A 24677-nucleotide genomic window follows, 5' to 3' on the forward strand; every position below is an offset into this window, starting at 1 on the left:
CTCAGACCATCCTTTCGAGGACGTCGGTGCGCTGCGGGCGGGCGCCCGCACCGGAGGTGAACTCGCCGGTGATACGGCCGTCCTTCATGGTCAGGACCCGGTGGCTCATCGCTATCCCCTCGTCGAGCGTGTCCGCGAGCAGCAGCACGGCCAGGCCACGTGCCGCGAGCCGCCGTATCAGCGCGTACACATCGGCCTTGGCGCCGACGTCGAGCCCCCGGGTGGGGGTGTCCAGGACCAGCACCCGCAGCTCGGGGTCGAGGAGCCACTTGGCGAGCACGACCTTCTGCTGGTTGCCTCCCGACAGGTCGCGCATCGGGGTGTGCTGGGAGGGGGTGCGCACCCGCAGGTCCTCGATCCACTCCCCGACCGTGTGCCGCTCGCGGGCCGGGTCCAGGAGCGGGCCCCGGCTCACCTGCCCGGGATGGGCGAGTGTGAGGTTCTCGCGGACGTCCATGCCGAGCACCGCTCCGTCCACCTTGCGCTCGGCGGGCACATAGCCGATGCCCGCGCGTACCGCGTGCGCCGGGGACCTGGGCCTGATGCGCCGCCCGTCGAGCGTGATGGTGCCCGACCGCACCGGAACGGCCCCGAAGACGGCGCGGGCCACGTCCTCCCGGCCGCTCTCCTGGACGCCCATCAGGCTCACCACCTCGCCGTGCGCGATGGTGAGGGAGACATCGTGGAACGTCTCGCCGGTGAGGTCGCCCAGTTCGAGCCGTGGCCGGGACTGTGCGGGGCGCTGGTCCGACTCGTGGTAGTAGCCGGCGCCGAGGTCCTGCCCGACCATCATCGAGAAGAGCTGGTCGGTGGTGACATCGGCCGGGCGGCACTCGCCGGCCACGCCGCCGTCCCGCATGACGTAGACCCGGTCGCAGATGGCCAGCACCTCCTCCATGCGGTGCGACACGAAGACGACGCTGGCGCGCTCGCGCAGCTCGCGGACGATGGAGAAGAGGGTCTCCATCTCGGCGTGTTCGAGGACCGAGGTCGGCTCGTCGAGGAGGATGACCGGTTCGTGGTGGCCGCGTTCGCCCGAGGCGAGCGCCTTGGCCACCTCGACCATCTGCCGCTTGGCGAAGGGCAGTCGGCCGGTCGGCGTGGCGGCGCGCAGGGAGCCGCCCACCAGGTCCAGATACTTCTGGGCCCGGCGGTTCAGGTCCCGCCACCGGTAGAGTCCGCACCGCAGCGACGGGCCCTCGTTGCCGAGCAGGACGTTCTCGGCGACCGTGATGTTCTCCAGCAGGGACTGTTCCTGGAACACCATCGCGACACCGTTCCGGTTCGCGTCGGCCACTCCCTGGAAGACGGCCTCCGAGCCGCGCAGCAGCAGGGAGCCGGAGTCGAGCCGCTGGAGCCCGCACAGGACCTTCAGCAGGGTCGACTTGCCCGCGCCGTTCTCCCCGATCAGGCCCAGCACCTCATGCCGCCGGACCTCCACGCTGACGTCGTTCAGGGCACGGACACCGGGGAACGACTTCGTCGCCCCGCGCAGTTCCATGACCGGTGTGTCCTTCACTTGATCACCCTCAGACGTCGCCGGGCGCGCCACAGGGTGAGGCTCGCCGCGGTCACCACGACGACTCCCTGGACGGTTTGCTGGATGTAGGAGCTGACACCGGCCAGGACCATCGCGTTGGCGATGGCCACCATCACGACCACCCCGACCAGTGAGTGCAGCACTCCGCCGCGGCCACCGGTCAGAAAGGTCCCGCCGATGACCACACCGGCGATGGTGGTGAACAGCAGACCGGTCCCGATGCCCACGTCGCCGACGCCGGACCGGGCGGTGGCCATCGCCGCGGCCAGCCCCGCGGTGGCACCCGCGAGGACGAAGGCGGCCGCCCGGTAGGCGCGCACCGGGATCCCGGAGAGCAGCGCGGTCTCCTCGCTGCCGCCGATGACGTAGGCGTAGCGGCCGAAGCGGGTGTAGCGCTGGAGCGTCCATCCGGCGGCCACGACCAGCAGGGCGATCCACACGATGCCGGGGAGACCGGCCGTCTTGTGGTCCGCGAGGGCGCGGAAGGACTCGTCGGTCACCCGGGGCGGAGTGTCCCCGAACAGCAGTTGGGCCACGCCCAGGCCGATCTGCCAGGTGCCGATGGTGACGATGAAGGACGGGACGCGCAGCAGTCCCACGGCGGCCCCGGCGACCAGTCCGATCAGCGCCCCGACCGCGCATCCGGCGGCGATGGCCCACAGGCCGAGGTCGATGGTGTTGCGGTCGTTGGCGACCAGCAGGGCGGTGGTCAGGGATGCCGCCGCCATCGTGCCCTCGAGCGAGAGGTCGATGCCTCCCATGAGGATGACGAAGGTGAGGCCGACCGCCAACACGGCGGGGACGGCGCTCTGTTCGGCCACCGCGCCCAGGTTTCCCGGGGAGAGGAACGAGGGGTTGACAAAGCTCATGACGAGGGCGATGAGCGCGAGCACGCTCAGGGCCGGGGTGGGGAAGGTGTGCGAGCCGAGCGCGGCCCGCCCCGGCCGTGCCGGCTCGTCCGCGCCGCGGCCGGTGGCGCGGGGATCGTGGTGGCCGGCGGGTGCGAGGGTCGGTTTCACTTGATCGGCCTGCCGTTCTGTGACCACGGATTCTTGAAGTCGAGCCGTGTGGTGTCCGTGGGGGACGGCGCCGAGGACGCGTTGGCCCGGGTGATGATGGGCAGTGGCTTGAGATAGAACGACCGGTGGCCCCGCGGCTCCTTGTCGGGGTCGATCCTGCCGGTGGCGGCCGCGTATCCGATCGACATCCCGAGGGCGCCCTGGGCCGCCCCGGTGGAGGGCGTCGTGGCGACGTAGCCGGTGGACGGGTCCCGTACGGCGCGCACCACTTCGGCCAGACCGTCGACCGACGCGATCTTGACCTTGCCCTTACGGCCCGCGTTCTTGACCGCTCCCAGCGCGCCCAGGCCCATGGAGTCGCTGGCGGCCCAGACACCGCCGATCCGGTGGCCGTACTTCGTCAGATAGGTCTGGGTGACGTTCTGGGCCTTGGTGCGGTCCCATCCGGCGGTCTGGTCGCCGAGCAGTTTGATACCGGGGTACTCCTTGAGCGCCTTCTTCAGCCCACGGAACCGCTCCTGGGCGGGCGCGTTGTCGAGGATGCCCTGGAGGGCCACGATCGAGCCCTTGCCACCCATCGATGTGAACAGGGCCTTGGCCGTCTCATAGCCCTGGGGAACGCCGTCGACCGACATATGGGCGACCCAGTGCGGGGATTCGCTCTCCGGGGCCAGGCCATCGGGCCGGTTCCACTGGGTGACCAGCCACGCCCCGGACTTGTCGACCGCCTTGACGATCGCCGGCAGCACCGAGGACTCATTGGGGTCGACGTTGAGTACGACGCACTTGCCGCCCTTGGCCAGGATCGACTGGATCTGGCTGAGCTGCTTCGAGGAGTCGCCGTTGCTGGCGATCCACTGGTAGTGGCGCGCATGGTGCGCCTTGGCGAAGGCACGGGCCCCGGCGTTGACGGCCACGTAGTACTCGTTCTCCAGCCCCCGTCCGGACTGGACGAGGGTGACATCGGACGGTTCGCAGCGTCCGGAGTCGCCGGCGGCCGATCCGCTGTCCACCGCGCCGCAGGCGCTGAGGGACATGGCGAGCAGAGCGGTCAGGGATACGCCGATGACGGCGGATCGGGGATGGTGCATGGTACGTCCTCCTGTTGGTACGAGCCGCCGGGCCCATCGGGCCGTGGCGGCGCCCCGCTACCCGCGGCGGCGCACGAGGTCGCGGCTGATGATGAGGCGTTGCACCTCGCTGGTGCCTTCGTAGATCGTGGTGATCCGGGCGTCCCGGTAGAGGCGCTCGGCGGGCACCCCGCGGATGTATCCGCCGCCGCCGAGGATCTGAACGGCCCGGGAGGTGTTGCGGATGCTCGCCTCGGAGGCGAACAGCTTGGCCATCGAGCAGGCGGGGCCCGCCGCTTGGCCGGTGTCCATCAGCCCCGCCGCGTGTTCCAGGAGCAGCTTCGCCGCCCGGTGGTCCACCGCCATGTCGGCGAGCTGGAACGCCACGGACTGGAAGCCGGACAGCGGGCTGCCGAACTGGTGGCGGCTGACGGCGTGTTCGCTCGCGGTGTCCAGTGCGGCGCGGGAGATGCCATTGGCCAGCGCGCCGATCCCCAGCCGGCCCTTCTCCAGCACCGAGAGCACGGCGCCGAAGCCACTGCCCTCCTCCCCGAGCAGCGCGGTCGGGGGGAGCCGGACATCGGTGAAGACGAAGCCGCCGACCGGGGACGCCTTCTGGCCCATCTTCTTCTCGCGGTAGCCGCGTTCGACACCGGGGGTGTCCACGTCGACCAGGAACATCGACATGCCGCCGCGTTTGCGCTTGTCCGGGTCGGTGACGGCCAGCACCAGCGCCACATCGGCCACCGGTGCGTTGTGGATGTAGATCTTCTCGCCGGTCAGCACCCAGTCCGCGCCGTCACGGCGGGCGCGGGTGGCCAGACTTCCGAGGTCGGATCCGGCGCCGGGTTCGGTCAGCGCGTAGGCGCAGCGCGTACGGCCGCTGATGATGCCGGGGAGATAGCGGTCCTTCTGCTCCCGGGTGCCGAAGCGGGCCAGCAGCGAGCCGACCAGTTCCACCAGACCGCACTGGTCGGCGACGCTGGCGTAGCCGTAGGACAGCTCCTCCATCACCGCGATGTAGTCGGCCACCAGGCCACCGGCCCCGCCGTCGGCCTCGGGGACGGTGATGCCCATCAGGCCCAGTTCGCCCATCCGGGCGTAGATCTCCTCCGGGAAGCGCTCGGTGCTGTCGAGTTCCTCGACGATGGGCGTGATCTCCTTCGCCGCGAAGTCCCGCACCATGGCGACGAGAGCCTCGCGCTCCGGGGCGGTGTCGGCGGTCTGACGCGGTGACATGAGGGTGACCTCCAGGGGGTGGGGGTGGCCGGTGTCGCTCGGGGCTCAGGCGGTGAAGACTTCGGGGGGCATCGGGCGCGGCGACGGGTCGAGCACCGGCTCGAAGTCCATCCGGTCCAGGACATCGCGGTTCAGGTCGATGCCCGGCGCGACCTCGATCAGCACGGGGCCTTCGTCGCGCAGTTCGAACACGGCGCGCTCGGTGACGTAGAGGGCGCGCTGCCCCCGGCGCCGCGCGGTGGCGGCGTCGAAGGTGACATGCGAGACCTCGTGCACGAACTTGCGCACCCGCCCCTCTGCGGCGATGCGCAGTGCGCCCGGTGTGACGTCCGCCCGCAGCCCGCGCGCGGTGAAGGTGCCGCAGAACACCACGGTGCTCGCGGCGTGGGCGATGTCGATGAAGCCGCCAGGCCCGACGACCGAGGAGCCCACCTTGCTGACGTTGACGTTTCCGTACCGGTCGGCCTCGGCCATGCCCAGGACCGCGATGTCGAGCATCCCGGTGGCGAAGAAGTCGAACTGCGCGAGCGAGGAGACCAGCGCGGCCGGATACCGGCTGAGGCCGAACAGTTCACCGGTCTCCGGCACACCGCCGACCGCGCCCTGCTCGATGACCAGATGCACATCGTCCAGCCGGTGCTCCTCGGCGAGGATGTCGACGACACCGGCGCTCATGCCGAAACCCACGTTGAGCACACATCCGGACGGCACCTCCAGCGCGGCCCGGCGGGCGACGACGTCCCGCGGTCCCGCAACGGCGGGGCGGGGCGCGGGGCGTGGCCGGCCGGTGGGCGCGGCCTGGCCGAACGCCGCGTCGAACTCCCCCGCGTAGGTCTGCCACTGCCCCGGGCTGAGCACACCGATGTCGACCAGCGGCCCGGGGACGCTCACCGTGCGAGGGTCCTGGCCACCGACCGCGACCCGGCGCTTGACCTGGGCGATGACCCTGCCCCCGCAGCCACGCGCGGCCGCGGCCACCGCCTGGCTGTCCAGGGAGGCCGCCTCCTCGGCGCAGCTGACGTTGCCGCGCTCGTCCATGGAACTGCCGCGCACCAGGCCGATGTCGACGTGCACGGGGCGGTAGTGCAGATACTCCACTCCGTCGATCTCCGTCAGCGTGACCAGATCGTCGCGCGAGACATCGTTCAGACGTCCGCCCTGGCGCCGTGGGTCGACGAAGGTGCCGATACCCACCTGCGAGAACACTCCCGGGCGACGGGCCCCGCTCTCGCGCAGCAGGGCCGCGATGATCCCGGTGGGCAGTGAGTACGCCTCGATGGCGCCCGAGGCCGCGAGGGCCTGCATACCCGGGGACCAGGACCAGTGGCCGCCGATGACCCGGCGGACCAGACCCTCGTGGGCCAGCCGGTTCAGGCCCGTCTTTCGCCCGTCCCCGATGCCGAGGCCGTGGATGACGGTCAGGTCCCGGGGGTGGCCGGTGGCCAGGAAGCGCTGCTCGATGGCGGCGAGCACATCGTCGGCCTCCAGGATGCCCCCGCCCGAGCCGGTCATGGCGAGCGTGGCGCCGTCGGGGACGGTGGCCGCGGCCTCGGCGGCGCTCATGATGGCGGGACCCGCGGATATGCCGGTCATACGACGCTCATCCCTCCGTCGACGGTGACGACCGAACCGGTGGCGAAGGAGGAGGCGTCACCGGCGAGGAAGGCGATGGCCGTGGCGATCTCGCCCGGCTCGGCGAGCCGGTTGAGCAGCTGACGCCCTTCCAGATAGGCGCGGTAGGCCACCGGGTCCGCCACATCGGCCTCGATCTTCGCGAAGTACGGGGAGTCGGTGGTGCCGGGCGCGACCGCGTTGACACGCACGCCCGCGGCCGCGTGGTCCACCGCCATGGCCCGGGTGAGGCCGAGCACCGCGGCTTTGGAAGCGCAGTACGCCGCCCGCTGTGCCATGCCGATCTGCCCGGCCACCGAGGCCACGTTGACCACCGTCCCGGAGCCCCGCGCGACCATTCGCGGCACAAGCGCCCGGCAGCCGAGGAAGACACCGGTGACATTGGTGGCGAACAGCGCCTCCCAGGCGGGCGGTTCGGTGTCGAGGACCGTTCCCCTGATGCCGTAGCCCGCGTTGTTGACCAGGACGTCCACACCGCCGAGCCGGTCCACATGTGCGAGCACCTCGTCCCATGCGGCGGGGCTGGCCACATCACCGGCCACGACGGTCACGGGCCAGCCGTGGCCCTCGGCCTCCTGGGCGAGGGTGTCGCACTCCGGCTCGTCCTTGGCCAGCACGATCTGCCGGGCGCCCTGACCGGCGAACAGCCGCACCGTGGCCAGGCCGATCCCCGATGTTCCGCCGGTGACCACGCAGACCTTGTCTTCCAGACTCATTCCGCCTCCTAGGAAACGCTTTCTCGATGCGCTTCCCGCCGTCGACCGACCCTCCGGACAGAGTCCATCCGAGGGTGACCGATCACATTGGACTACCTGGGCCTATTCGACGAGGCCCGGCCATGCTCCCGCTCGACGCCGATCCAGGGCGCCTGCCAAGCGGTGCTTCACTTGCCTGTAACCGTTTTCTAGGCCATCGAGAAAAGCGCGTCAACCCCGAGCGCTGGACTTTTCCGCGAGAAGTGGAGGGGAGCCGGGGTGAGCCGGGCGGTCGGAAACAGGCCGGCACGAGGGCATCCGCCCCCGTGCCGCCGAAAAGGCCCGTAGACCCCGTAGGCCCTGGCTCAGGCGCGGGAGCCCTTGGCCGGGCCGGTGGAAGCCCGCTGCACGAAGGTCGCCGGCAGCAGCGGCTGCTGCTCCGGCCGTTCACCGCGCAGGCTGGCCTCGAGCATCACCCATGCCTGCTCACCCAGGGCGGTCTTGGGGCTGACAATCGTCGTCAGGGCGGGGTCGACGTACCGGGCCACGGCCACATCGTCGAAGCCGGTCACCGAGATGTCCTCGGGTGTGCTCAGGCCCAGCTCACGCAGGCGGGCGATGGCCCCGAGCGCGGCCAGGTCGTTGAAGGCGATCAACGCCGTGGGTTCATGGCCGAGCGCCTCGTCGGTCGCCTCGTAGCCGGCCTCGATGGTGCCGTCCGAGGCGACCATGACCGGGTCGAGCCCGAGGATGCGCGCCTGCCGCACCGCCCTCCACCGCTCACGGTTCTGCCATGCGCTCGGCGAACCGGCCAGATAGACCACGCGGCGGTGGCCCAGGGCGGCCAGATGCTGGCACAGCTCCAGCATCGGGGAGAAGTTGTCCACCGCGACCATGGGGAGGTCGACTCCGAGCTCGACCCGGTTGACCAGCACCGTGGGAACGCCGCGGGCCGCGAGATCCCGCAGGCTGTCGGCCTCCATCCGGGCCGAGAGCACCAGGAGACCGTCCACCCGGGAGAGCACATCGAGGCAGACGCTCAGCTCCTCACCGGGTTCCCGCCACTCGGTGACGAGCATGCGGTAGCGATCGCCGACCGCCCCCACATTGGTCGCCTTGATGATGTCGTGGAAATAGGGGTTGGAGAGGTCGGGCAGGACCACGCCCACACTGCGGTGCACCCCCGAGGCGAGCCCCTGCGCCGCGCCGTTGGGCCGGTACTCCAGTTCGTCCGTGGCGCGGCGCACCCGCTCCGCCATCTCCGGGTTGACCGTGAGCGAGCCGCTCAAGACCCGTGACACCGTGGCGACCGACACTCCGGCAGCATCCGCTACGTCCCTGATCGTGACGCGACGCCGCTCCTTCACCTACGCCTCCCCATCGCTCCCGCTCCGGGAGCCCGCCGCGCTCCGCCCTCGGCCGACTCCTCCGTTGAGATCGTGGCACACCCGGCCGCGCGCGGACGCCACTTGGCCCACGGGGTCCGTTCGACCGCGAGAAAGCGTTTCCCGTATTGGCGACGCACTTTCCCTTGTTCGCAGTTTACGCCGCTGTTACGGTGACGACCAGCTCGCCGAGATCTGAGTAAACGCTCTCTCGCTCTCTAGCTCTCCAGGAGGGCCCATGACAGCCCCCGTCACCGCGCGTCCTGTCCGCAGCTACGGCGTCTTCATCGACGGTGCGGAAATCCAGCCGTCGACGGAGTTCATCACCCGTGAGAACCCCGGCACCCAGGAGGTGGTCGCCCGGTTCGCCCATGGCGACCTCGCCCAGGCGCGGGCGGCCGTGGCCGCCGCGCGCCGCGCGTTCGACCAGGGGGACTGGCCGGACCGCCCGGGGCAGGAACGTGCCGCGGTACTGCGCGCCCTGGCCTCCCTCATCCGCCGCGACCAGGAAACACTCGCCCGCATCGACGCCGAGGAGTCCGGCAAGCCCATCCGGCTCGCCCGCGGCGATGTCGCCACCGGCATCGCGCTGACCGAGTACGCGGCCGCCCTGGCGATGACCAGCCACGGTGAGGCGCACACCAGCCTCGGGCCGGACTTCACCGGGCTGGTCACCCGCGAACCGTGCGGGGTGGTCGCCATGATCACCCCTTGGAACTTCCCGCTGCTGCTGCTCATGCAGAAGCTGCCGTTCGCCCTGGCGGCCGGGTGCACCACCGTGTGCAAACCGTCCGAGCTGACCTCGGGCAGTACGCTGGAGATCGCCAGGCTCGCGGCCGAGGCGGGGCTGGATCGCGGTGTGTTCAACGTGGTCACCGGGCCCGGAGCGACCGTGGGCCACCATCTCGCACAGTCCCGGGACGTGGATGTGCTGTCGTTCACCGGCAGTACCGCGGTGGGACGCTCCATCGTCGAGGCGTCCGCGGGCAACCTCAAGAGGCTCTCGCTGGAGCTCGGTGGCAAGGCGGCCAGCGTGGTCTTCCCCGACGCCGACCTGGAGGACGCCGTGGACGGCGTGCTCTTCGGAGTGCTGTTCAACCAGGGCGAGTGCTGTGTGTCGGGAGCGCGCCTGCTGGTCCATCAGGACGTGGCCGACCAGTTCGTGCGGGCGCTGGTGGACCGGGTGGCCACCCTGCGGGTGGGGGCGCCGCTCGACGAGGACGCCGATATCGGGCCCCTGATCCACTCCGCCCATCTGGACAAGGTCCTCGCCGCCGTGGACGGCGCGCGGGCCGAGGGCGCCCGGGTGGTGGCCGGAGGCACCCGGCTGACCGGGGACGGCTTCGGCGCGGGTCACTTCATGGCGCCCACGATCATCGACCAGGTGTCGCCCACCTCGCGCCTGTTCAACGAGGAGGTCTTCGGGCCGGTCCTGGCCATCAGCCGGTTCCGCACCGAGGACGAGGCGGTGGAGCTCGCCAACGCCGTGGAGTACGGGCTCGCCAACTCGGTGTGGAGCAAGAACATCGACACCGCGCTGGCACTGGGCCGACGGCTGCGCAGCGGCACGGTCTGGGTGAACACCACCATCGACGGCGCGCCCCAGTTGCCGGGCGGCGGGGTCAAGAGCAGCGGCTACGGCCGCGAGATGGGACAGGCCGGATTCGAGGAGTTCACCGAGGTGAAGACCGTCCAGATCCGGTCGGGCAAGCGCACACCGTTCTTCCGCGGCGGCGCCCGGTAGGACGGGCGGCCACTCACCGGAGACCGAAACCAGGAGTGTTGTTGTGGCACAGCGGGATGACTCGTTCGACTATGTGATCGCGGGCGGGGGCACGGCGGGGTGTGTGCTGGCCGGCCGGCTCAGCGAGGACGCGTCCGTACGGGTACTGCTCCTCGAGGCGGGGCGTGCGGACCGGCACCCCTTCATCCATGTACCGGCCGGCTTCGCCAAACTCACCGCCGGTCCCTATCAGTGGGGATTCACCAGCCTGCCCCAGGCACACTGCGACGGACGTGAGATACCCCTGGCCCAGGGCAAGGTCATCGGCGGCGGGGGCTCGATCAACGCCCAGGTGTTCACCCGTGGTGTCGCCCAGGACTATGACGACTGGGCGAGTGTCCACGGCTGCGAGGGCTGGTCCGCCAAGGAAGTGCGGAAGTACTTCGTGCGCTCCGAGGGCAACGAGCGGCTGTCCGGCCCCCTGCACGGCACCGAAGGCCCTCTCTCGGTGTCCGACCTGGTCAATCCGCATCCGCTGGCCAAGGCGTTCGTCCGCGCGGGCCAGGAGTTCGGGCTGCCGTACAACAGCGACTTCAACGGCGCCGAGCAGTACGGCGTCGGGCTCTACCAGACGACCACCCGCCACTCCCGGCGGTGCAGTGCCGCGGTGGGCTATCTCCGTCCCGCCCGCGGCCGGGAGAACCTCGTGGTCATGACGGGCGCCATGGTCCGGCGCGTGATCACCGACCATGGCCGGGCCATCGGGATCGAGACCGTCGAGGGCGGCACCACCCGGCGCTACACGGCCCGGCGCGAGGTGATCGTGGCCGCGGGCGCGTTCGGCTCCCCGAAGATCCTCCAGCTGTCCGGCATCGGCGACCCGGCCGACCTCGAGCGGGCCGGGATCGAGGTGGTCCACGCACTGCCCGGAGTCGGCAAGAACCTCCAGGACCACTGCGACCTCGACATCGTCTACGAACTCACCTCGTACCAGAGCATGGACCGCTACGCACGGCCCCTGCCCGCCACGGCGGCCGCCGCCGTGCAGTACGCCGCCTTCCGCCGGGGACCGCTTGCCTCCACCGTCGTGGAGGCGGGTGGCTTCGCCTTCGGCAACAAGGAGGAGACGACGCCGGATCTGCAATTCCACTTCCTTCCGGCCGCGGGAGTGGAGGCGGGGATCGCCGCGGTGCGCCCCGGCTACGGCTGCACCCTGAACTCCTACTTCCTCAGGCCCCGCAGCCGGGGCACGGTGCGGGTGGCGGGGCCCGATCCGCGCCAGGCGCCACTGATCGACCCCAACTACCTGGCCGACGACCACGACCTCGACATGGCGATCGAGGGCGTCCGGCAGAGCCGCGAGATCATGGGGCAGCCGTCGATGGCTCCCCATATCAAGGCCGAACACCTCGCCGGAGGCCGTCCGGTGCGCACCAAGGACGACTACATCGCGTTCGTACGACGGCACGGGAGGACCGCGTATCACCCGGTGGGCACGTGTGCCATGGGCGTCTCGGATCAGTCGGTGGTCTCACCGCGGCTGGAGGTGCACGGGCTGCGCGGGCTGCGGGTGGTGGACTCCTCGGTCATGCCTCGTATCGTCAGCTCCAACACCCAGGCCCCGACCGTGATGATCGCGGAGTACGGCTCGGACATGATCGCCGAAGACACGCGCTGAAGACGCGCGCTGAAGACCGGAGACGCGTGCCGGCGCCGGATCCCCGATCCGGCGCCGGCACGCTGTCCGCGTGTGGCGGAACACCGCGACGGAGTGTCAGAACTCTTCGTGGGTGTCCGGATCGCCGCCGAGCCGCCCGCGCTCCAGACCGCTGATGGCGGCCATCTCCTCCGGGGTCAGGGCGAAGCCGAAGATGTCCAGATTGGCGCGCTGCCGCTCGGGCGTGGCCGACTTGGCGATGGGGATCGCTCCCAGCTGGAGGTGCCAGCGCAGGACCACTTGGGCCGGTGTCACACCGTGGGTACGGGCCAGCCCGGTCACCACCGGATCGGCGAGGATGCCACTCCCCCGGCCCAGCGGGCTCCAGCTGACGGTGGCGATGCCACGTGCGGTGTCGGCCGCCCGCTGCTCCCGCTGCGGAAAGCGCGGGTGCAGTTCGATCTGGTTCACCGAGGGCATCACCCCGGTCTCCTCGCTCAGCCGGTCCAGCTGGGCCGGGGTGAAGTTGCTGACCCCGATCGACCGGATCCGCCCCTCCTCACGGAGCTTGATCATGGCGCGCCATGAGTCGGCGTACGCGTTGACGCGGGGCAGCGGCCAGTGGATCAGATAGATGTCGACGTGGTCGACGCCGAGCCGCGCGGCCGACTCCTCGAAGGCCGTGAGGGTCCGCTCGTACCCCTGGTCCCGGCCGCGCAACTTGGTCATCAGGAACACCTCCTCACGCGGCACTCCGCTCGTGGCGACGGCCCGGCCGACCTCGGCCTCGTTGCCGTAACTGGCAGCGGTGTCGATGAGGCGGTAGCCCGCCGCGATCGCGTTGCGCACCCCCGACTCGGCGTCGGATCCGGACAGGGGGTAGGTGCCGAACCCGACGGCGGGAATCGACACTCCGTCCGACAGCACACGTGAGGGGACGGTGGTCATGGCAGCTCCTGAGGGGTCGTCTCCGTGAAACCGCTTTCTAGCTTGAAGGAGGACCAAACCCGGAGGCAAGGACCACACGGCCGCGGGATGCCGGGGCCGCTTTCTGAGAGTTGTCCGTGAGTTTTCGGCCCGCCCGCCGACATGGCCCGCCGGTTTCCCCCGGACGGGACTCCCGGTTCACATGGCGCACTCACACTCGCGCAGATCCGTCCCAGACGAGCGGATCACTGTGAGGCGTGGGTCAAGTCCACAGCGGGCGGAGGGTGCTTCATGCAGGACAGCGGCGTTGGCGGTTCCGGAACCGGACTGCTCGGCAGCGGACGGCAACACACACGGTGGAGCAAACGGCTCGTCGGCCAGGTGGCCATCCTGATTCTGGTGAACACCATGGTGGACACCGTCGTCACGGCACCACTTCTCGTCCTTCCCGAGATGCTCGACCACTTCGGCACCGATCAATCGGCGTGGATCGACGCCAGCTCGCTGCTGGCGGGGGCGATGTGGGCGCCGCTGCTCGGCAAGGGCGCCGATATCCACGGCAAGCGCAGGGTGCTGGTCATGACGCTGATCACCGCCTTCGTGGGTGCCCTCGTATGTCTCGTCGCTCCCAACCTCTGGGTGTTCATCCTGGGACGCCTGCTCCAGGGAGCGGCCGTGGGAGCCGTGTTCCTCACGGTCGCCCTCATCCACGACATGTGCGCACCGGATATGGCGATGGTCGCCACGGGCATCGTGACCTCCGGCTCCGCGCTCCTCAGCATCGTCATGCCCGCCCTCTTCGACATCACGGCTTCGGCGTTCGGCTGGCGCAGTGTGTTCGTCGCGTCGGCGGTATTCGCGGCCGTCGCGGGCGTTCTGGTGCGCGGCCTCGTACCTCCGTCCACGATCACCACACCGGGCAGGCTCGACATCGCCGGAGCCGCTCTCCTCGGCGGAGGTCTGGCGGCGGTGCTCAGCTATGTGAGCCTCGGATCGGAGTTCGGCTGGTTCGCGGTGGGCCCGCTGGCCCTCCTCGCCGGTGGCGCCGCGGCACTGGCCAGGTGGTTCCTGGTGGCGAGCCGGATTCCCGAGCCCGTCATCGACATCAGGAACCTCGGCAGGCCCCTGGCGCTCACGCTCCTCCTGGTCGCGTTCGGCACCGGCGCGTACCAGAGCATGCTGACGCTCTTCGGCCACATCGCCAAGGTCTCCCCGGATGAGCACCTCGGATACGGAGTCGCCGCCCCGGGGGCGCTGGGCCTGCTGTACGGCGTACCGGCGATCGGCATCGTGCTCGGCGGCACCCTGGCCGGGGCGCTCGGAACACGTGTCGGGCCGGCCGCCACACTGGCGGGTGGAGTGGCGATCGGAACGGTGGGCACCGTCGGGATGTTCTTCGGGGACTCCGTGCTCCCTCTCGCGGTCGTGTGCTCCTTCCTGTTGAGTCTCACGGCGGGCACGCTCGTGACCTCCGGCTTCAACATGGCGGGGACTCTCGCGTCCCCGGAACGCCAGGGCGTCGTGTCCAGCATGGTGATGGTCATGGTGGCCATCGGGGCGGTGATTCTGAAGTTCGTGGGTGCGGCCGTACTCCAGTCCACCAATACGGTCGTCGACGGCGAAACGGTGAACTCGGCCTTGGGCGTGCACCGTTACATCACGATGGCGACCAGCGCTTTTATGGTCGCCGCCGTGGTGGCTGTCATCCTGCTGCGAACGCGGCGGCGCCGCGCCGGGACGCGGACGATCAGGCGGGGACAGGACGGATGACGGCATCGGAACGGCTGCTGGTGGTGGAGGACGAGCCGACGCTGCGCGAGCTGCTCTCCGCGAGTCTGCGGCTGGCGGGCTTCGCCGTGATCCCGGTCGCGACCGGCGCACAGGCGCTGGCCGCGGTCCGGGAGCAGCGTCCCGACCTGATCGTGCTGGATGTGATGCTGCCCGACTTCGACGGCTTCGAGGTGGTCCGCAGGCTGCGCGGGCAGCGTCCCATCACCGCGGCAGGCCATCCACCGGTGCTGTTCCTCACCGCCCGCGATGCGCCCGAGGACCGGATCAGCGGGCTCAGGGCGGGCGGTGACGACTATGTCACCAAGCCGTTCAACCTGGAGGAGCTGGTGCTGCGCATCCAGGCCATTCTGCGCCGCACCAGCGGTCGGCAGCCGGACGGGCGGCTGGTCGTCGGGGATCTGGAACTGGACCCCGACAGCCATCAGGTGAGCCGGGGCGGGCGGCCCGTGGAGCTCTCCCCGACCGAGTTCAGCCTGCTGCGCGTGCTGATGGAGAACGCCGGGCAGGTGCTGTCGAAGGCTCAGCTCCTGGAGCTGGTGTGGCAGTACGACTTCGGGGGCGACGACACCATCGTCACCTCGTACATCAGCTATCTGCGGCGCAAGGTGGACCTGGACGAACCGAAGCTGATCCATACGGTGCGCGGCACCGGCTATGTGCTGCGCAGGCCCCGGCGGTGAGCGGAAGCCCAGCGCGCGGGCCGCGCGGCCGACTCTCGCCGCACAGACGGGTTTCGCTCCGCGGGCGGCTCTCACTGCGCAAGCGGCTCTCGCTCCGCGGGCGGCTCTCGCTGCGCGGGCGGCTCTCGCTCCGCGGGCGGCTCTCACTACGCAAGCGGCTCTCACTACGCAAGCGGCTCTCGCTCCGCGGGCGGCTGCTGGCGATCTCCATGCTGCTGCTCGTCGTCGCGCTGATCGGCAGCAACGCCCTGGCCGTCGCCCTGCTCCAGCGGGACCTGGTGCATCAGCTGGACGACCGGCTCCGCACCGCCGCCACGGTCGCCGCGCGCCTCACCGACCTCGACGACGTGGCCGGCGACCGGACATCGCGGGTGCGCGACACCGTGGAGCAGCAGTTGACCGGCGATGTCCATCTCGCGTACCTCGGCTCGAACGGCCAGGTCCAGCGGGTCATCCGACCCGCCGCGCACGGTGCCCCCGCGCTGCCCCGGCTCGACGCGGCGGCGGTCGGCGAACGTGGCCGAGGGCCCTTCGAGGTCCCTGCCGTCGACGGCGGCGGGGCATGGCGGGTGATCGCCGTACCGTACGAGGGCCGGGGAGCGCGGGCCTCGTACGGCCCCAGCGTCGTCGTGGCCGGGTCGCTCGCCCAGGTCGACGGGACGATCCGACAGCTCGGCACCCGGGTGTTGCTCATCGACGCGGCGGTGCTGGCGCTGCTCGGCGTGGCCGGGTGGTTCGCCGTGCGTGGCGGGCTGCGCCCGCTGCGCCGGATCGAGACCACGGCGGCGGCCATCGCGGACGGCGATCTGTCCAGCCGCGTCCCGGAGCTGGCCGCTTCCCGTACCGAGCTGGGCCGTCTGGCCGCGGCGCTCAACGGGATGCTGGACCGGATCGAGGAGAGTGACGCCGCGCGGGCGGCCGCCACGGACCGGATGCGCCGCTTCATCGCGGACGCCAGCCATGAGCTGCGTACGCCGCTCTTCGGCATCAAGGGGTTCACCGAGCTGTACCGGATGGGCGGCATGCCCGAGCGCACCGATGTCGACACCGCGATGAGCCGCATCGAGCGGGAGGCGGCCCGGCTGGTCCGGCTGGTCGAGGACCTGCTGCTGCTCGCCCGGCTCGACGAGTACACCGGCGCGGCGGACCTCCCGCTCCACCTCACCCCGATGGATCTGCGCACCCTGGCCGCCGACGCCCTGCACGACCTGCGCGCGCTCGATCCACGGCGCCCCGTGACGCTCACCGGTCCCGGCGGCGGGCCGCCGGGGGGCGCGCCGGTGCTCGGCGACGAGGCGCGGCTGCGCCAGGTGACCTCCAACCTCGTCGGCAACGCGGTGGCCCATACCGCTCCCGGCACCCCGGTCCGGATCGGCGTCGGCACCGAGGGCGGCCTGGCGGTGCTGGAACTCCACGACGAGGGCCCGGGGATGTCCAAGGAGCAGGCCGCCCGCGCCTTCGACCGCTTCTACCGCGCGGACGACGCCCGTGGCCGCACCGGAAGTGGCGGCGCGGGCCTCGGCCTCGCGATCGTCGCCTCCCTGGTCGCGGCCCACCACGGCCGGGTGGAGGTCCGCACGGCCCCGGACGAGGGCGCCACCTTCCGCATCCTGCTCCCACCGCACACCTGAGTGCCCGTCCGCCCCGACCAGGACCGGAGGATCGGCCCTCCGACGAAAAGGCTCGACCTGCCCTCATACGCCCGGCGGATCGTCACCGGCGGGTGCGGGCACGGTCTGAGTGACGCGCCACAGCCGCCGTGGGAGGTCGCCCTCCTCGAAGGCGTGGACCTCCTGGAGCTGCCAGCCCTCCGCGAGGGCGTCGACCAGGTCGCGGTGGAAGAAGTGAACGGCGAAGCCGCCGTGCTCCCAGATGTCGTCTCCGTGCCCGGTGCCCGCCCGGTAGTGCGCGTCTCCGGTGTGGCGGACGGTGTAGACGAAGGCGCCGCCCGGCCTCAGCACCCGGCGGACCTCGGTGACCAGAGCGTGGATCTCCGCGCTGGACAGCGCCATGCAGAGCAGCATGTGCGCGAACACGCCGTCCACCGAAGCGTCCGGGAGCGGCAGCGGCTCACGGACGTCGTGCGACGTGGTGGTGATCCGCTCGGCCACGCCCCGCGCCGCCGCGGCCGCGCGCAGCTGCTCCAGGCCCACCGGGCTGAAGTCGGTGGCCCGTACGGTGAAGCCCTCACGGGCGAGGTGGAGCGCGTCGCGGCCATGGCCGGCGCCCAGTTCGAGCACCTCGCGGGCACCGGCGGCGCGGAAGACGGCGGCGGCGTGGACGGCCGGGTCGGACGGCTCCTCGCCGTACATGCCGGGATGCTCGCCGTAGGTCCGCTGCCAGTGCTCACGCTGGACATCGGCCAGTTCGTGTTCGGACTTCCGCACGCCGGCGTCCTTCCTCACCGCTCAGCCGGGATCGGCCCGGCCGCTGTCAGCAAGCCTAGATCGCCCCCTTGTCGTCACCGAGTGCCATGGCCAGGTCTACCCTGCGCGGACCGCGGAGTGGGAGCGCTGGGCGGTATCCGTCGGGGCCTCATCCGCCGGTACCTCGGACACGCCCACGGCCGTGACCGCCGACCGGTGACCACCGCCACGGCTGATGCGCGCCACACGGCAGGGGCCGTCTCCTGGATGGCCCCGGCCGCGCGGGAAGCGCCGGACGACGGGAGGGTGTCGATGACGACTTTGCCCGCAAGTTCCGCCTGAGGCAGCTGGGTGTAGGCGAACAGGGGGATGCTCACGACGACGAGGTCGCCGGAGGCGGCCGCTTCGGCAGGGGTGGCCGCCTTCGCGCGCTCCCCGAGCTCCGCCACGAGCTCGCCGAGGGTCTCGGGACCCCGTGAGTTGCTGACGACGACATTCCATCCGGCCCCGACGGCGAAGCGGGCCAGTGTGCCGCCGATCATGCCGCTGCCGATGAGTCCAAGGGTCTGGGTCATGTGCTCTCTCCCAACAGGTGATGAGTCCGATAGGTGATGAGTCCGAGCGCCTCAAGCGGTGGCCGACCGGGCAGCCATGCCACCGCCTCCGCTCTGAGGTACTTGCTATCCACTCTGACGCCGAGCGTCAACTGAGCATCGAAGTGCCCCTTGTGCGAGCGAGTGGCGCTCGGCGGGTACGATGGGCGGATGGACGTCCCCCGGATGAAGACCCGCGACATCGGGCGCAGCGCTATCCGTGAAGAGCTGGCCCGGGTAGCCCTCGGCCTTTTCAGCCGCGAGAGCTTCGAGGCGGTGACCCTCGACGACCTCGCCGCCTCCGCCGGGGTGTCGCGCAGCACCTTCCTGCGCTATTTCGGGAGCAAGGAGGAGGTGGTCCTCTTCACCTTCGACCCGCTGGGCGACCAGATGGCCGACGCGCTGCGGGCCCGCCCCGCCGACGAGGACCACTGGACCGCGCTGAGGCGAGCCGTCGAACCAGCCGTCGCGTTCCTCTCCCGCGAGCCCGCCGAGGGGCTCGCGCTGCTCCGCCTGGTGCAGCGGACTCCGGCGCTGTGCGCCCGTCTTCACGAGAAGCAGACCGGCTGGCGCCTGCGCCTGGTGGAGACCCTGACGGAGAGCTCGGGGTCTCGGGATATGCCTCCCCTGGTCCTCCACGCACGTGTCGCCGCGGCTCTGGAGTGTCTGATGGCCGCCCTGGAGCACTGGGTCGCCATCGAGGGGCGCCAGGGGCTGGGCAGCGTGGTCGACGAGGCGTTCGACGCCCTCGTGCCGACGAAGCGTTGACGGCTCCCGCGGATCACACCTTCAGCCGGATGGTGTGCAGGCAGACGACCACATCGGTGTGCGCGCTCAGCAGCCCGGCCATGAGGATGCCCCGCTGGCTCTGGAGCAGCCGGTAGCGGTCGCGCAGCGGCTCCACCTGCGGGATGAGCACGGCGATCTGTCTGCCGTCGCGGCTGATCCGTTCGACGTAGTGGACGACGGGATGCACCACCGAGTGCTCGGGGCTGTCGATGATGTCGAGCCGCGCACCGGGGTCCCATCGCCGCCACTCGGCGCGCAGGGTGTCGGCCTTCGCCGGGTCGTCGAAGACGGCGACCACGACGACCTCATCGCCCATCGAACGCGCCGCGGCGACGGCCGAGACGGCGACCGCGTCGACCCGGCCCAGGGGGACGATGACCAGGCTGGGGGACGGCGTCGGGCGCGGCGGGGCCTCCGCCAAGGCCAGCTTGTCGCCGATGAGCGTGTAGTAGCGCTCGATACGGGAGAACAGCAGCATCAGCAGCGGCACGATCAGGACGACGATCCAGGCACCGGCGAGGAACTTCGTGGCGAGCAGGACGACTCCGGCGACGGCGGTCAGCACACCCCCGACGCCGTTGACCAGCACCCGGGACACCCACCCGTCGGGGCGCTGGGCGATCCAGTGCCGGACCAGACCGATCTGGCTGATGGTGAAGCCGACGAAGACACCGATGGCGTAGAGCGGGATCAGCCGCTGGGTCTCGGCGCCGACGACGATCAGCAGCGCGGCGGCCAGCACCGCCAGAGCGGCGACACCCCAGCGGTGCACGGGCCGCTCCGAGCGCAGGGCGAACAGATGCGGCAGCCGGTCGTCCTTGGCCAGCAGGCTCATCAGGACCGGAAGGCCACCGAAGCTGGTGTTCGCGGCGATGCCCAGCACGATGGTGACGATGAGGCTGATGGCGTAGTAGAGCCAGCCGGTCCCGAACGCACCGGCCGTCAGCTGGGCCAGCAGTGTGACACCGCCACGGGGCACCACATGGTGCCGGTGGGTGGTCAGGGCCAGCCCGATGAGCAGGGCGCCCAGCAGGAACCCCAGCAGCAGCTCGGTGTGTTGCGCCCGCTTGACGCGTGGCCGGCGGAACGTGGGAACGGCGTTGGCGATGGCCTCCACTCCGGTGAGCGCCGAGCATCCCGCGGCGAACGCCCTGAACACCAGGAGCAGACCCAGCGCCTCGACGGCGGGAAACGACTGGTGCGTTCCGACCGTCGCCGCCGGGTGCGACCGGAACAGCCCCACGACGATGACGCCGATCACGCTGAGGATGAACAGCGCCATGGGCAGCATCAGCACCCGCGCGCTGTCCGCGATGCCGCGCAGATTGACGGCGGTGATGAGGGCCAGCGCGATCAGGCACACGGCCAGCAGATGACCGGAGAGCGCGGGGAACGCCGACGCCAGGCTGGCGGCGCCCGCGGCGAGACTGACGGCGACGGTGAGGACGTAGTCGACGATGAGGCTGGCCGCCGCCAGCAGACTGACCGGCCTGCCCAGATCCTTCTTCGCCACCGCGTAGGCCCCGCCGCCGTCCGGGTGTACGGCGATCACCTGACGGTAGGAGACGACCAGGACGGCCAGCAGCCCGGCGATGACCAGGGTGATCGGCAGCATCGCCGTGACCGCGCCCGTTCCGGCGGCCACCAGTACGACGACGATGGACTCCGGGCCGTACGCGACCGAGCTGAGGGCGTCCAGCGAGAGCGCGGCCAGCCCCTCGAACACGGTCAGATGGGATTTCCCGCCCTCACCGTGCCGCCGCGGAACCTGCGGATGGCGTTTCCTGGCCGCCAGCCCGAGCGTCATGGCGGGCTCACCGGGTCCCTCGGCGGGGCCCGGTCCCGCGGTGAGGCCCGTTCGCTCGACGAGGCCCAGTCCCTCGGCGAGGCCCGGTCCTTCGGCGGGGCCCGGTCCTCGGGCGGGTGCGTCCGGCGGCGCCGAGCCGGGGGCCAACGCTCATGATGTCTCCGCTTCGGTGAGGGATGACGGCCGCATCCAGCTTCGGAGAGCCCGCGGGGCCGCACGCGCTCATCGCGCTCGAGGCCGGCGGACGTCACCCATTCGACGCATCGGCGGAGCGGGGACGGAGACAAAACTCCCCGAAGTGGTTTCAGTCCGCCAGGGCCCGGCGGTAGACCTCCGGATCGACGTTGCCGCCCGACGCCACGAGCACCACGACCTCGTCCCGTACGTCCGCCTTCCCGGACACCACCGCCGCCAGGGACGCGGCGCCGCCCGGCTCGACCACGATCTTGAGGAAGCGGTGCGCCGCGCCCATGGCGGCCAGGGCTTCCTCGTCGGTGACGGTCAGGCCGGTCACGTCGTAGTGGCGGAGGACGGCCAGGGGGCGCGCACCGGCCACCGGGCCGGCGAGCGCGTCCATCAGGCCGCCCGACGGGCGGGGGTTGGCACATACGCGTCCGGCCGCGAGGGACCGGGCCATCTTGTCGAAGCCGGCCGGTTCGACGATGTGGTTCGCCAGGCCGGGGAACGCATCGTTGAGCGCGGTGAGCACACCGGAGGCCAGACCGCCGCCACTGCAATTCACCAGGACCGTGTCCGGGGTCAGCCCCAGCTCGCGCGCCTGCTCGGCGATCTCCAGGCCGACGGTGCCCTGACCGGCCATGACACCGGGGTCGTCGAAGGGCGGGACGAGCGTCATGCCACGCATCTGAAGGATCTTCCGGGCGACCTCTTCCCGGTCCTCGGTCCGCGGGTCGTAGAGGACCGTCTCGGCGCCCCACCAGCGGCAGTTGTCGACCTTGATACGGGGGGCGCTGTTCGGCATGACGATGACCGCGGGGCAGCCGGCGAGCCGCGCCGCGGCGGCCACACCCTGCCCGTGGTTCCCGGCGGAGTAGGCCACGATCCCGGCGCGGCGCGCGTCCTCGTCCAGGGTGAGCAGGGCGTTGAGCGCGCCACGCACCTTGAACGAGCCGGTCAGCTGGAGGCATTCGGCCTTGACCAGGACACGGGCGCCGACGAGCTCGTCCAGCATCGGCGAGTTGAGCAGGGGTGTCCGTACCACGTGTCCGGTCAGCCGCCGGGCGGCCTCGTGGATCGCGTCGATACCCAAGCCGGGCACGGTGCCGTCCGGGACGGGCGCCGCGCTCACCGCTCCACCCCGCCCGACCGGGCAAGGGGACGGTGATTTCCGTACGGCGCCGGGGGCTCGGGCCTGCGCGGCTCCCGCTCCCCGGGTCGGGCGTCAATGTCGGACAACGGTGTGTGTCCTCTCGCATGGGTCGGCGTCAGCCGTGGAAATTCGTGACCGCGATCCTCCACCCGGCACGCACCGGCCACCCGTGGCGTTCCACCCGGGGCCCATCCGCGACCCGGGCCGGTGCGGCCTGGGGCCGCCCCCGGTGCGGCCTGGGGCCGCACCGGGGGCACAGAGCCGTCAGAGCGGGTTGAGGCGGGCCTTGAGCAGGCAGAACTCATTGCCCTCGGGGTCGGCGAGAACGTGCCAGGGCTCCTCGCCGGTCTGGCCGATGTCGGCCTTGCGCGCCCCCAACTTCAGAAGCCGTTCGAGCTCGGCGCCCTGGTCGCGGTCGGTGGCGTTGACGTCGATGTGCAGCCGGGGCTTCCCCCGCTCCGGCTCGTCCCTGCGGCTGAGGATGATCGTCGGCTGTGGGCCGCCGAACCCTTCGCGCGGCCCGATCTCGAGGGTGCCGTCGTCTTCGCGGTCGAGCACCACGAAGTCCAGGACCTCGCACCAGAACCGCGCCAGCACCTCGGGGTCGCGGCAACCGAGCACGAGCTCACTGATACGACATGCCATGGACGAAACCTACTCTCAGCGTGGGAACTGCCGGGGCGGCCGCGCGCGGAACTCCGGGGCTCCCCGCGGTGGCACGCTCGAGACCGTACCGGGCGGGACGAGCGGGCGCGAAGGATTTTGGGGCCCCTCGTGGCCGCTCACCACCCGTGTCAGCCACGCCCGCGAACTCCTGGAGGTCACCGCCCCGGCCGGGCCTGGCCGTGCGCGGTCACGGCCTTGAGCTCGGCCATCGATTCGCGCATCAACTGCGACAGCGTCGCTTCCTCGGCCTCCGCGATCCACCGCTGGAAGCCGACCTTGAAGACGGCCATCCCCGCCTCGGCGGCCAGGCTCGCGGTGGGCTCCGCGACGCCGCGGCCGCGCAGGGCGTCGGCGAGCGCGGCGGACAGCGAGGCGAGCTTGATCAGCTCGCGCTCCCGGAGTTCCGCGTTCGCCACGATGACGGCCTGTCGCTGCCGGGCGTGTTCACGACGGTCGGCGAACCAGCCGGAGGCCGCCTCGAGCCCCGCCGCCATCGCGTCGAGCGGCGCCGCGGACTCCGGAGCCCCTACGACACCGCTCACGGCCAACTCTTGCAGCGCGCCCGAGCCGTCGAACAGCACCTCACGCTTGTCGGCGTAGTGCCGGAAGAAGGTCCGCTCGGTGAGCCCGGCCCGTTTGGCGATCTCCGCGACCGTGGTCTGTTCGTAGCCGCGCTCGCGGTAGAGCTCGAGCGCCGCTTTCGCCAGGCGTTCGCGCGCGTTCGGCTCCCATCTGCCCATGCGCAGATCCTACGCGATGGCAGCCACTGACATCAGATGGTAGCGTCGATGACAGTCACTGACATCGACAGTTTGGGGCTTTCCCATGCGCATCTTCGTGACCGGAGCGTCCGGCTGGCTCGGCTCCGCCCTCGTTCCCGAGCTCATCGACGCGGGACACCAGGTGATCGGTCTCGCCCGTTCCGACAGCTCCGCCGCCGCGCTCACCGCCGCCGGGGCGGAGGTGGTCCGCGGCACCCTCGACGACCTGGACGTCCTGGGCACCGCCACCGCCGCCGCGGACGGGGTGATCCACCTCGCCTTCAAGCACGACATCGCCTTCACCGGCGACTATCAGGGCGCCGCCGAGGCCGACCGCCGCGCCGTCGACACCTTCGCCGACGCGCTGGCCGGCACCGACCGCCCCTTCGTCCTCGCCTCCGGCCTGGTCGGTCTCAAGTCGGGGCAGGTGTCGACCGAGCGGGACATGCCCATGGTCAACGGCACCCCGGCGTCCCTCCGTTCGGCCACCGCCACGGCGGCCCGGGCACTCGCCTCGCGCGGTGTGCGCTCATCCGTGGTGCGGCTCTCCCCGACCTGCCACGGCGAGGGGGACAACGGATTCATGGCGCACCTGGTCGCCACCGCCCGCGCCAAGGGTGTCTCCGGCTACCTCGGCGACGGCAACCAACGCTGGCCCGCCGTCCACCGCCTCGACGCCGCGCGGCTGTTCCGGCTGGCGGTCGAGAAGGCCCCCGCGGGAGCGGTGCTGCACGGCGTGGCGGAGGAGGGTATCGCGCTCCGCGACATCGCCGAGGTGATCGGCCGCCACCTGGGCGTGCCGACGGCCTCCGTGGCCCCTGAGGCCGCGGCCGAGCACTTCACCTGGCTGAGCGACTTCGTCGCACTCGACTCCCCGGCGTCGAACGCCCTCACCCGCGAGCTGCTGGACTGGCGGCCGACCCACCCCGGCCTCCTCGAAGACCTCGACAAGGGCCACTACTTCCGCACCCCCGCCACCGCCTCCTGACCGTTCGCGGGCCCCGGCC

The 24677-nt window shown here is 71.2% G+C and carries 20 protein-coding genes and 1 pseudogene; 7 read left to right on the forward strand and 14 right to left on the reverse strand.

The window, feature by feature from the left end:
- Position 1: 1 nt before the first annotated feature.
- The 7 genes from NQU54_RS06440 to NQU54_RS06470 form a co-directional block, all read right to left on the reverse strand.
- Complete coding sequence (locus tag NQU54_RS06440) at positions 2–1519, reverse strand: sugar ABC transporter ATP-binding protein (RefSeq protein ID WP_257630200.1); 1518 nt, start codon at positions 1517–1519, stop codon at positions 2–4.
- The gene (locus NQU54_RS06445) at positions 1516–2559 is read right to left on the reverse strand and encodes an ABC transporter permease (protein ID WP_257630201.1); all 1044 of its coding nucleotides are present in this window, start codon (positions 2557–2559) and stop codon (positions 1516–1518) included. The genes NQU54_RS06440 and NQU54_RS06445 overlap by 4 nt, the downstream gene beginning before the upstream one ends.
- Positions 2556–3650: a sugar ABC transporter substrate-binding protein gene (locus NQU54_RS06450; protein ID WP_257630202.1), complete on the reverse strand. Its 1095-nt coding sequence runs from the start codon at positions 3648–3650 to the stop codon at positions 2556–2558. The genes NQU54_RS06445 and NQU54_RS06450 overlap by 4 nt, the downstream gene beginning before the upstream one ends.
- Positions 3651–3707: 57 nt before the next feature.
- Complete coding sequence (locus NQU54_RS06455) at positions 3708–4868, reverse strand: acyl-CoA dehydrogenase family protein (RefSeq protein ID WP_257630203.1); 1161 nt, start codon at positions 4866–4868, stop codon at positions 3708–3710.
- 45 nt (positions 4869–4913) lie between these two features.
- The gene (locus NQU54_RS06460; protein ID WP_257630204.1) at positions 4914–6461 is read right to left on the reverse strand and encodes an acyl CoA:acetate/3-ketoacid CoA transferase; all 1548 of its coding nucleotides are present in this window, start codon (positions 6459–6461) and stop codon (positions 4914–4916) included.
- Positions 6458–7216, reverse strand: coding sequence for an SDR family NAD(P)-dependent oxidoreductase (locus NQU54_RS06465; protein ID WP_257630205.1), 759 nt, complete (start codon positions 7214–7216; stop codon positions 6458–6460). Before NQU54_RS06465 ends, NQU54_RS06460 begins: the two co-directional genes overlap by 4 nt.
- Positions 7217–7560: 344 nt before the next feature.
- The gene (locus NQU54_RS06470) at positions 7561–8562 is read right to left on the reverse strand and encodes a LacI family DNA-binding transcriptional regulator (RefSeq protein ID WP_257630206.1); all 1002 of its coding nucleotides are present in this window, start codon (positions 8560–8562) and stop codon (positions 7561–7563) included.
- Between the two features lie 256 nt (positions 8563–8818).
- Between NQU54_RS06470 and NQU54_RS06475 the strand changes: the two genes are divergently transcribed.
- Together NQU54_RS06475 and NQU54_RS49715 are read left to right on the forward strand one after the other, a co-directional pair.
- Positions 8819–10324, forward strand: a complete 1506-nt coding sequence (locus NQU54_RS06475; protein ID WP_257630207.1) for an aldehyde dehydrogenase family protein — start codon at positions 8819–8821, stop codon at positions 10322–10324.
- A 43-nt stretch (positions 10325–10367) separates the two neighbouring features.
- Complete coding sequence (locus NQU54_RS49715; RefSeq protein ID WP_257630208.1) at positions 10368–11981, forward strand: GMC family oxidoreductase; 1614 nt, start codon at positions 10368–10370, stop codon at positions 11979–11981.
- Between the two features lie 96 nt (positions 11982–12077).
- Here the strand turns inward: NQU54_RS49715 and NQU54_RS06485 are convergent, their stop codons facing one another.
- Positions 12078–12908, reverse strand: a complete 831-nt coding sequence (locus NQU54_RS06485) for an aldo/keto reductase (protein WP_257630209.1) — start codon at positions 12906–12908, stop codon at positions 12078–12080.
- A 270-nt stretch (positions 12909–13178) separates the two neighbouring features.
- Here NQU54_RS06485 and NQU54_RS06490 point away from each other — a divergent pair, with 270 nt between their 5' ends.
- The 3 genes from NQU54_RS06490 to NQU54_RS06500 all read left to right on the forward strand — a co-directional run bounded on the left by NQU54_RS06490 (position 13179) and on the right by NQU54_RS06500 (position 16989).
- Positions 13179–14657, forward strand: coding sequence for an MFS transporter (locus NQU54_RS06490; protein ID WP_257630210.1), 1479 nt, complete (start codon positions 13179–13181; stop codon positions 14655–14657).
- The gene (locus NQU54_RS06495) at positions 14654–15358 is read left to right on the forward strand and encodes a response regulator transcription factor (RefSeq protein WP_257630211.1); all 705 of its coding nucleotides are present in this window, start codon (positions 14654–14656) and stop codon (positions 15356–15358) included. Before NQU54_RS06490 ends, NQU54_RS06495 begins: the two co-directional genes overlap by 4 nt.
- Positions 15359–15567: 209 nt before the next feature.
- On the forward strand, positions 15568–16989 hold the full coding sequence (locus NQU54_RS06500) for a sensor histidine kinase (RefSeq protein ID WP_257630298.1): 1422 nt from the start codon (positions 15568–15570) through the stop codon (positions 16987–16989).
- Between the two features lie 63 nt (positions 16990–17052).
- On the opposite strand, the gene NQU54_RS06505 is transcribed toward NQU54_RS06500, so the two are convergent.
- Positions 17053–17745, reverse strand: a complete 693-nt coding sequence (locus NQU54_RS06505; RefSeq protein WP_257630212.1) for a class I SAM-dependent methyltransferase — start codon at positions 17743–17745, stop codon at positions 17053–17055.
- Between the two features lie 281 nt (positions 17746–18026).
- Positions 18027–18317 (reverse strand): annotated as a pseudogene (locus NQU54_RS06510) (NAD(P)-binding domain-containing protein); the annotation flags it as partial.
- A 171-nt stretch (positions 18318–18488) separates the two neighbouring features.
- On the opposite strand from NQU54_RS06510, the gene NQU54_RS06515 reads away from it, so the two are divergent.
- Complete coding sequence (locus NQU54_RS06515; RefSeq protein WP_257630213.1) at positions 18489–19085, forward strand: TetR/AcrR family transcriptional regulator; 597 nt, start codon at positions 18489–18491, stop codon at positions 19083–19085.
- Positions 19086–19098: 13 nt separating this feature from the next.
- Here NQU54_RS06515 and NQU54_RS06520 read toward each other — a convergent pair whose 3' ends face one another.
- The 4 genes from NQU54_RS06520 to NQU54_RS06535 form a co-directional block, all read right to left on the reverse strand.
- Positions 19099–20913 carry an APC family permease gene (locus NQU54_RS06520; protein ID WP_257630214.1) on the reverse strand — a complete coding sequence of 605 codons (1815 nt, stop codon included), beginning with the start codon at positions 20911–20913 and terminating at the stop codon, positions 19099–19101.
- Positions 20914–21217: 304 nt separating this feature from the next.
- Entirely contained in the window at positions 21218–22222 is a 1005-nt protein-coding gene (locus tag NQU54_RS06525; RefSeq protein WP_257630215.1) for a threonine ammonia-lyase, read from the reverse strand.
- A 285-nt stretch (positions 22223–22507) separates the two neighbouring features.
- Complete coding sequence (locus NQU54_RS06530) at positions 22508–22888, reverse strand: VOC family protein (protein WP_069861854.1); 381 nt, start codon at positions 22886–22888, stop codon at positions 22508–22510.
- A 176-nt stretch (positions 22889–23064) separates the two neighbouring features.
- Positions 23065–23649 carry a TetR/AcrR family transcriptional regulator gene (locus tag NQU54_RS06535; RefSeq protein ID WP_257630216.1) on the reverse strand — a complete coding sequence of 195 codons (585 nt, stop codon included), beginning with the start codon at positions 23647–23649 and terminating at the stop codon, positions 23065–23067.
- Positions 23650–23734: 85 nt separating this feature from the next.
- On the opposite strand from NQU54_RS06535, the gene NQU54_RS06540 reads away from it, so the two are divergent.
- Positions 23735–24658 carry an SDR family oxidoreductase gene (locus NQU54_RS06540; RefSeq protein WP_257630217.1) on the forward strand — a complete coding sequence of 308 codons (924 nt, stop codon included), beginning with the start codon at positions 23735–23737 and terminating at the stop codon, positions 24656–24658.
- Positions 24659–24677: the final 19 nt, after the last annotated feature.

The organism is Streptomyces malaysiensis subsp. samsunensis, from assembly GCF_024519315.1.
GTDB lineage: Bacteria > Actinomycetota > Actinomycetes > Streptomycetales > Streptomycetaceae > Streptomyces > Streptomyces malaysiensis.

Excerpts from the sequence above, each read along its gene's own strand:
- NQU54_RS06520 (WP_257630214.1), bottom strand. The coding sequence starts at position 20,913 with ATGACGCTCGGGCTGGCGGCCAGGAAACGCCATCCGCAGGTTCCGCGG.
- NQU54_RS06530 (WP_069861854.1), bottom strand. The coding sequence starts at position 22,888 with ATGGCATGTCGTATCAGTGAGCTCGTGCTCGGTTGCCGCGACCCCGAG.
- NQU54_RS06495 (WP_257630211.1), top strand. The coding sequence starts at position 14,654 with ATGACGGCATCGGAACGGCTGCTGGTGGTGGAGGACGAGCCGACGCTG.
- NQU54_RS06465 (WP_257630205.1), bottom strand. The coding sequence starts at position 7,216 with ATGAGTCTGGAAGACAAGGTCTGCGTGGTCACCGGCGGAACATCGGGG.
- NQU54_RS06475 (WP_257630207.1), top strand. The coding sequence starts at position 8,819 with ATGACAGCCCCCGTCACCGCGCGTCCTGTCCGCAGCTACGGCGTCTTC.
- NQU54_RS06515 (WP_257630213.1), top strand. The coding sequence starts at position 18,489 with ATGGACGTCCCCCGGATGAAGACCCGCGACATCGGGCGCAGCGCTATC.
- NQU54_RS06535 (WP_257630216.1), bottom strand. The coding sequence starts at position 23,649 with ATGGGCAGATGGGAGCCGAACGCGCGCGAACGCCTGGCGAAAGCGGCG.
- NQU54_RS06455 (WP_257630203.1), bottom strand. The coding sequence starts at position 4,868 with ATGTCACCGCGTCAGACCGCCGACACCGCCCCGGAGCGCGAGGCTCTC.
- NQU54_RS06450 (WP_257630202.1), bottom strand. The coding sequence starts at position 3,650 with ATGCACCATCCCCGATCCGCCGTCATCGGCGTATCCCTGACCGCTCTG.
- NQU54_RS06500 (WP_257630298.1), top strand. The coding sequence starts at position 15,568 with ATGCTGCTGCTCGTCGTCGCGCTGATCGGCAGCAACGCCCTGGCCGTC.
- NQU54_RS06490 (WP_257630210.1), top strand. The coding sequence starts at position 13,179 with ATGCAGGACAGCGGCGTTGGCGGTTCCGGAACCGGACTGCTCGGCAGC.
- NQU54_RS06485 (WP_257630209.1), bottom strand. The coding sequence starts at position 12,908 with ATGACCACCGTCCCCTCACGTGTGCTGTCGGACGGAGTGTCGATTCCC.
- NQU54_RS06540 (WP_257630217.1), top strand. The coding sequence starts at position 23,735 with ATGCGCATCTTCGTGACCGGAGCGTCCGGCTGGCTCGGCTCCGCCCTC.
- NQU54_RS06460 (WP_257630204.1), bottom strand. The coding sequence starts at position 6,461 with ATGACCGGCATATCCGCGGGTCCCGCCATCATGAGCGCCGCCGAGGCC.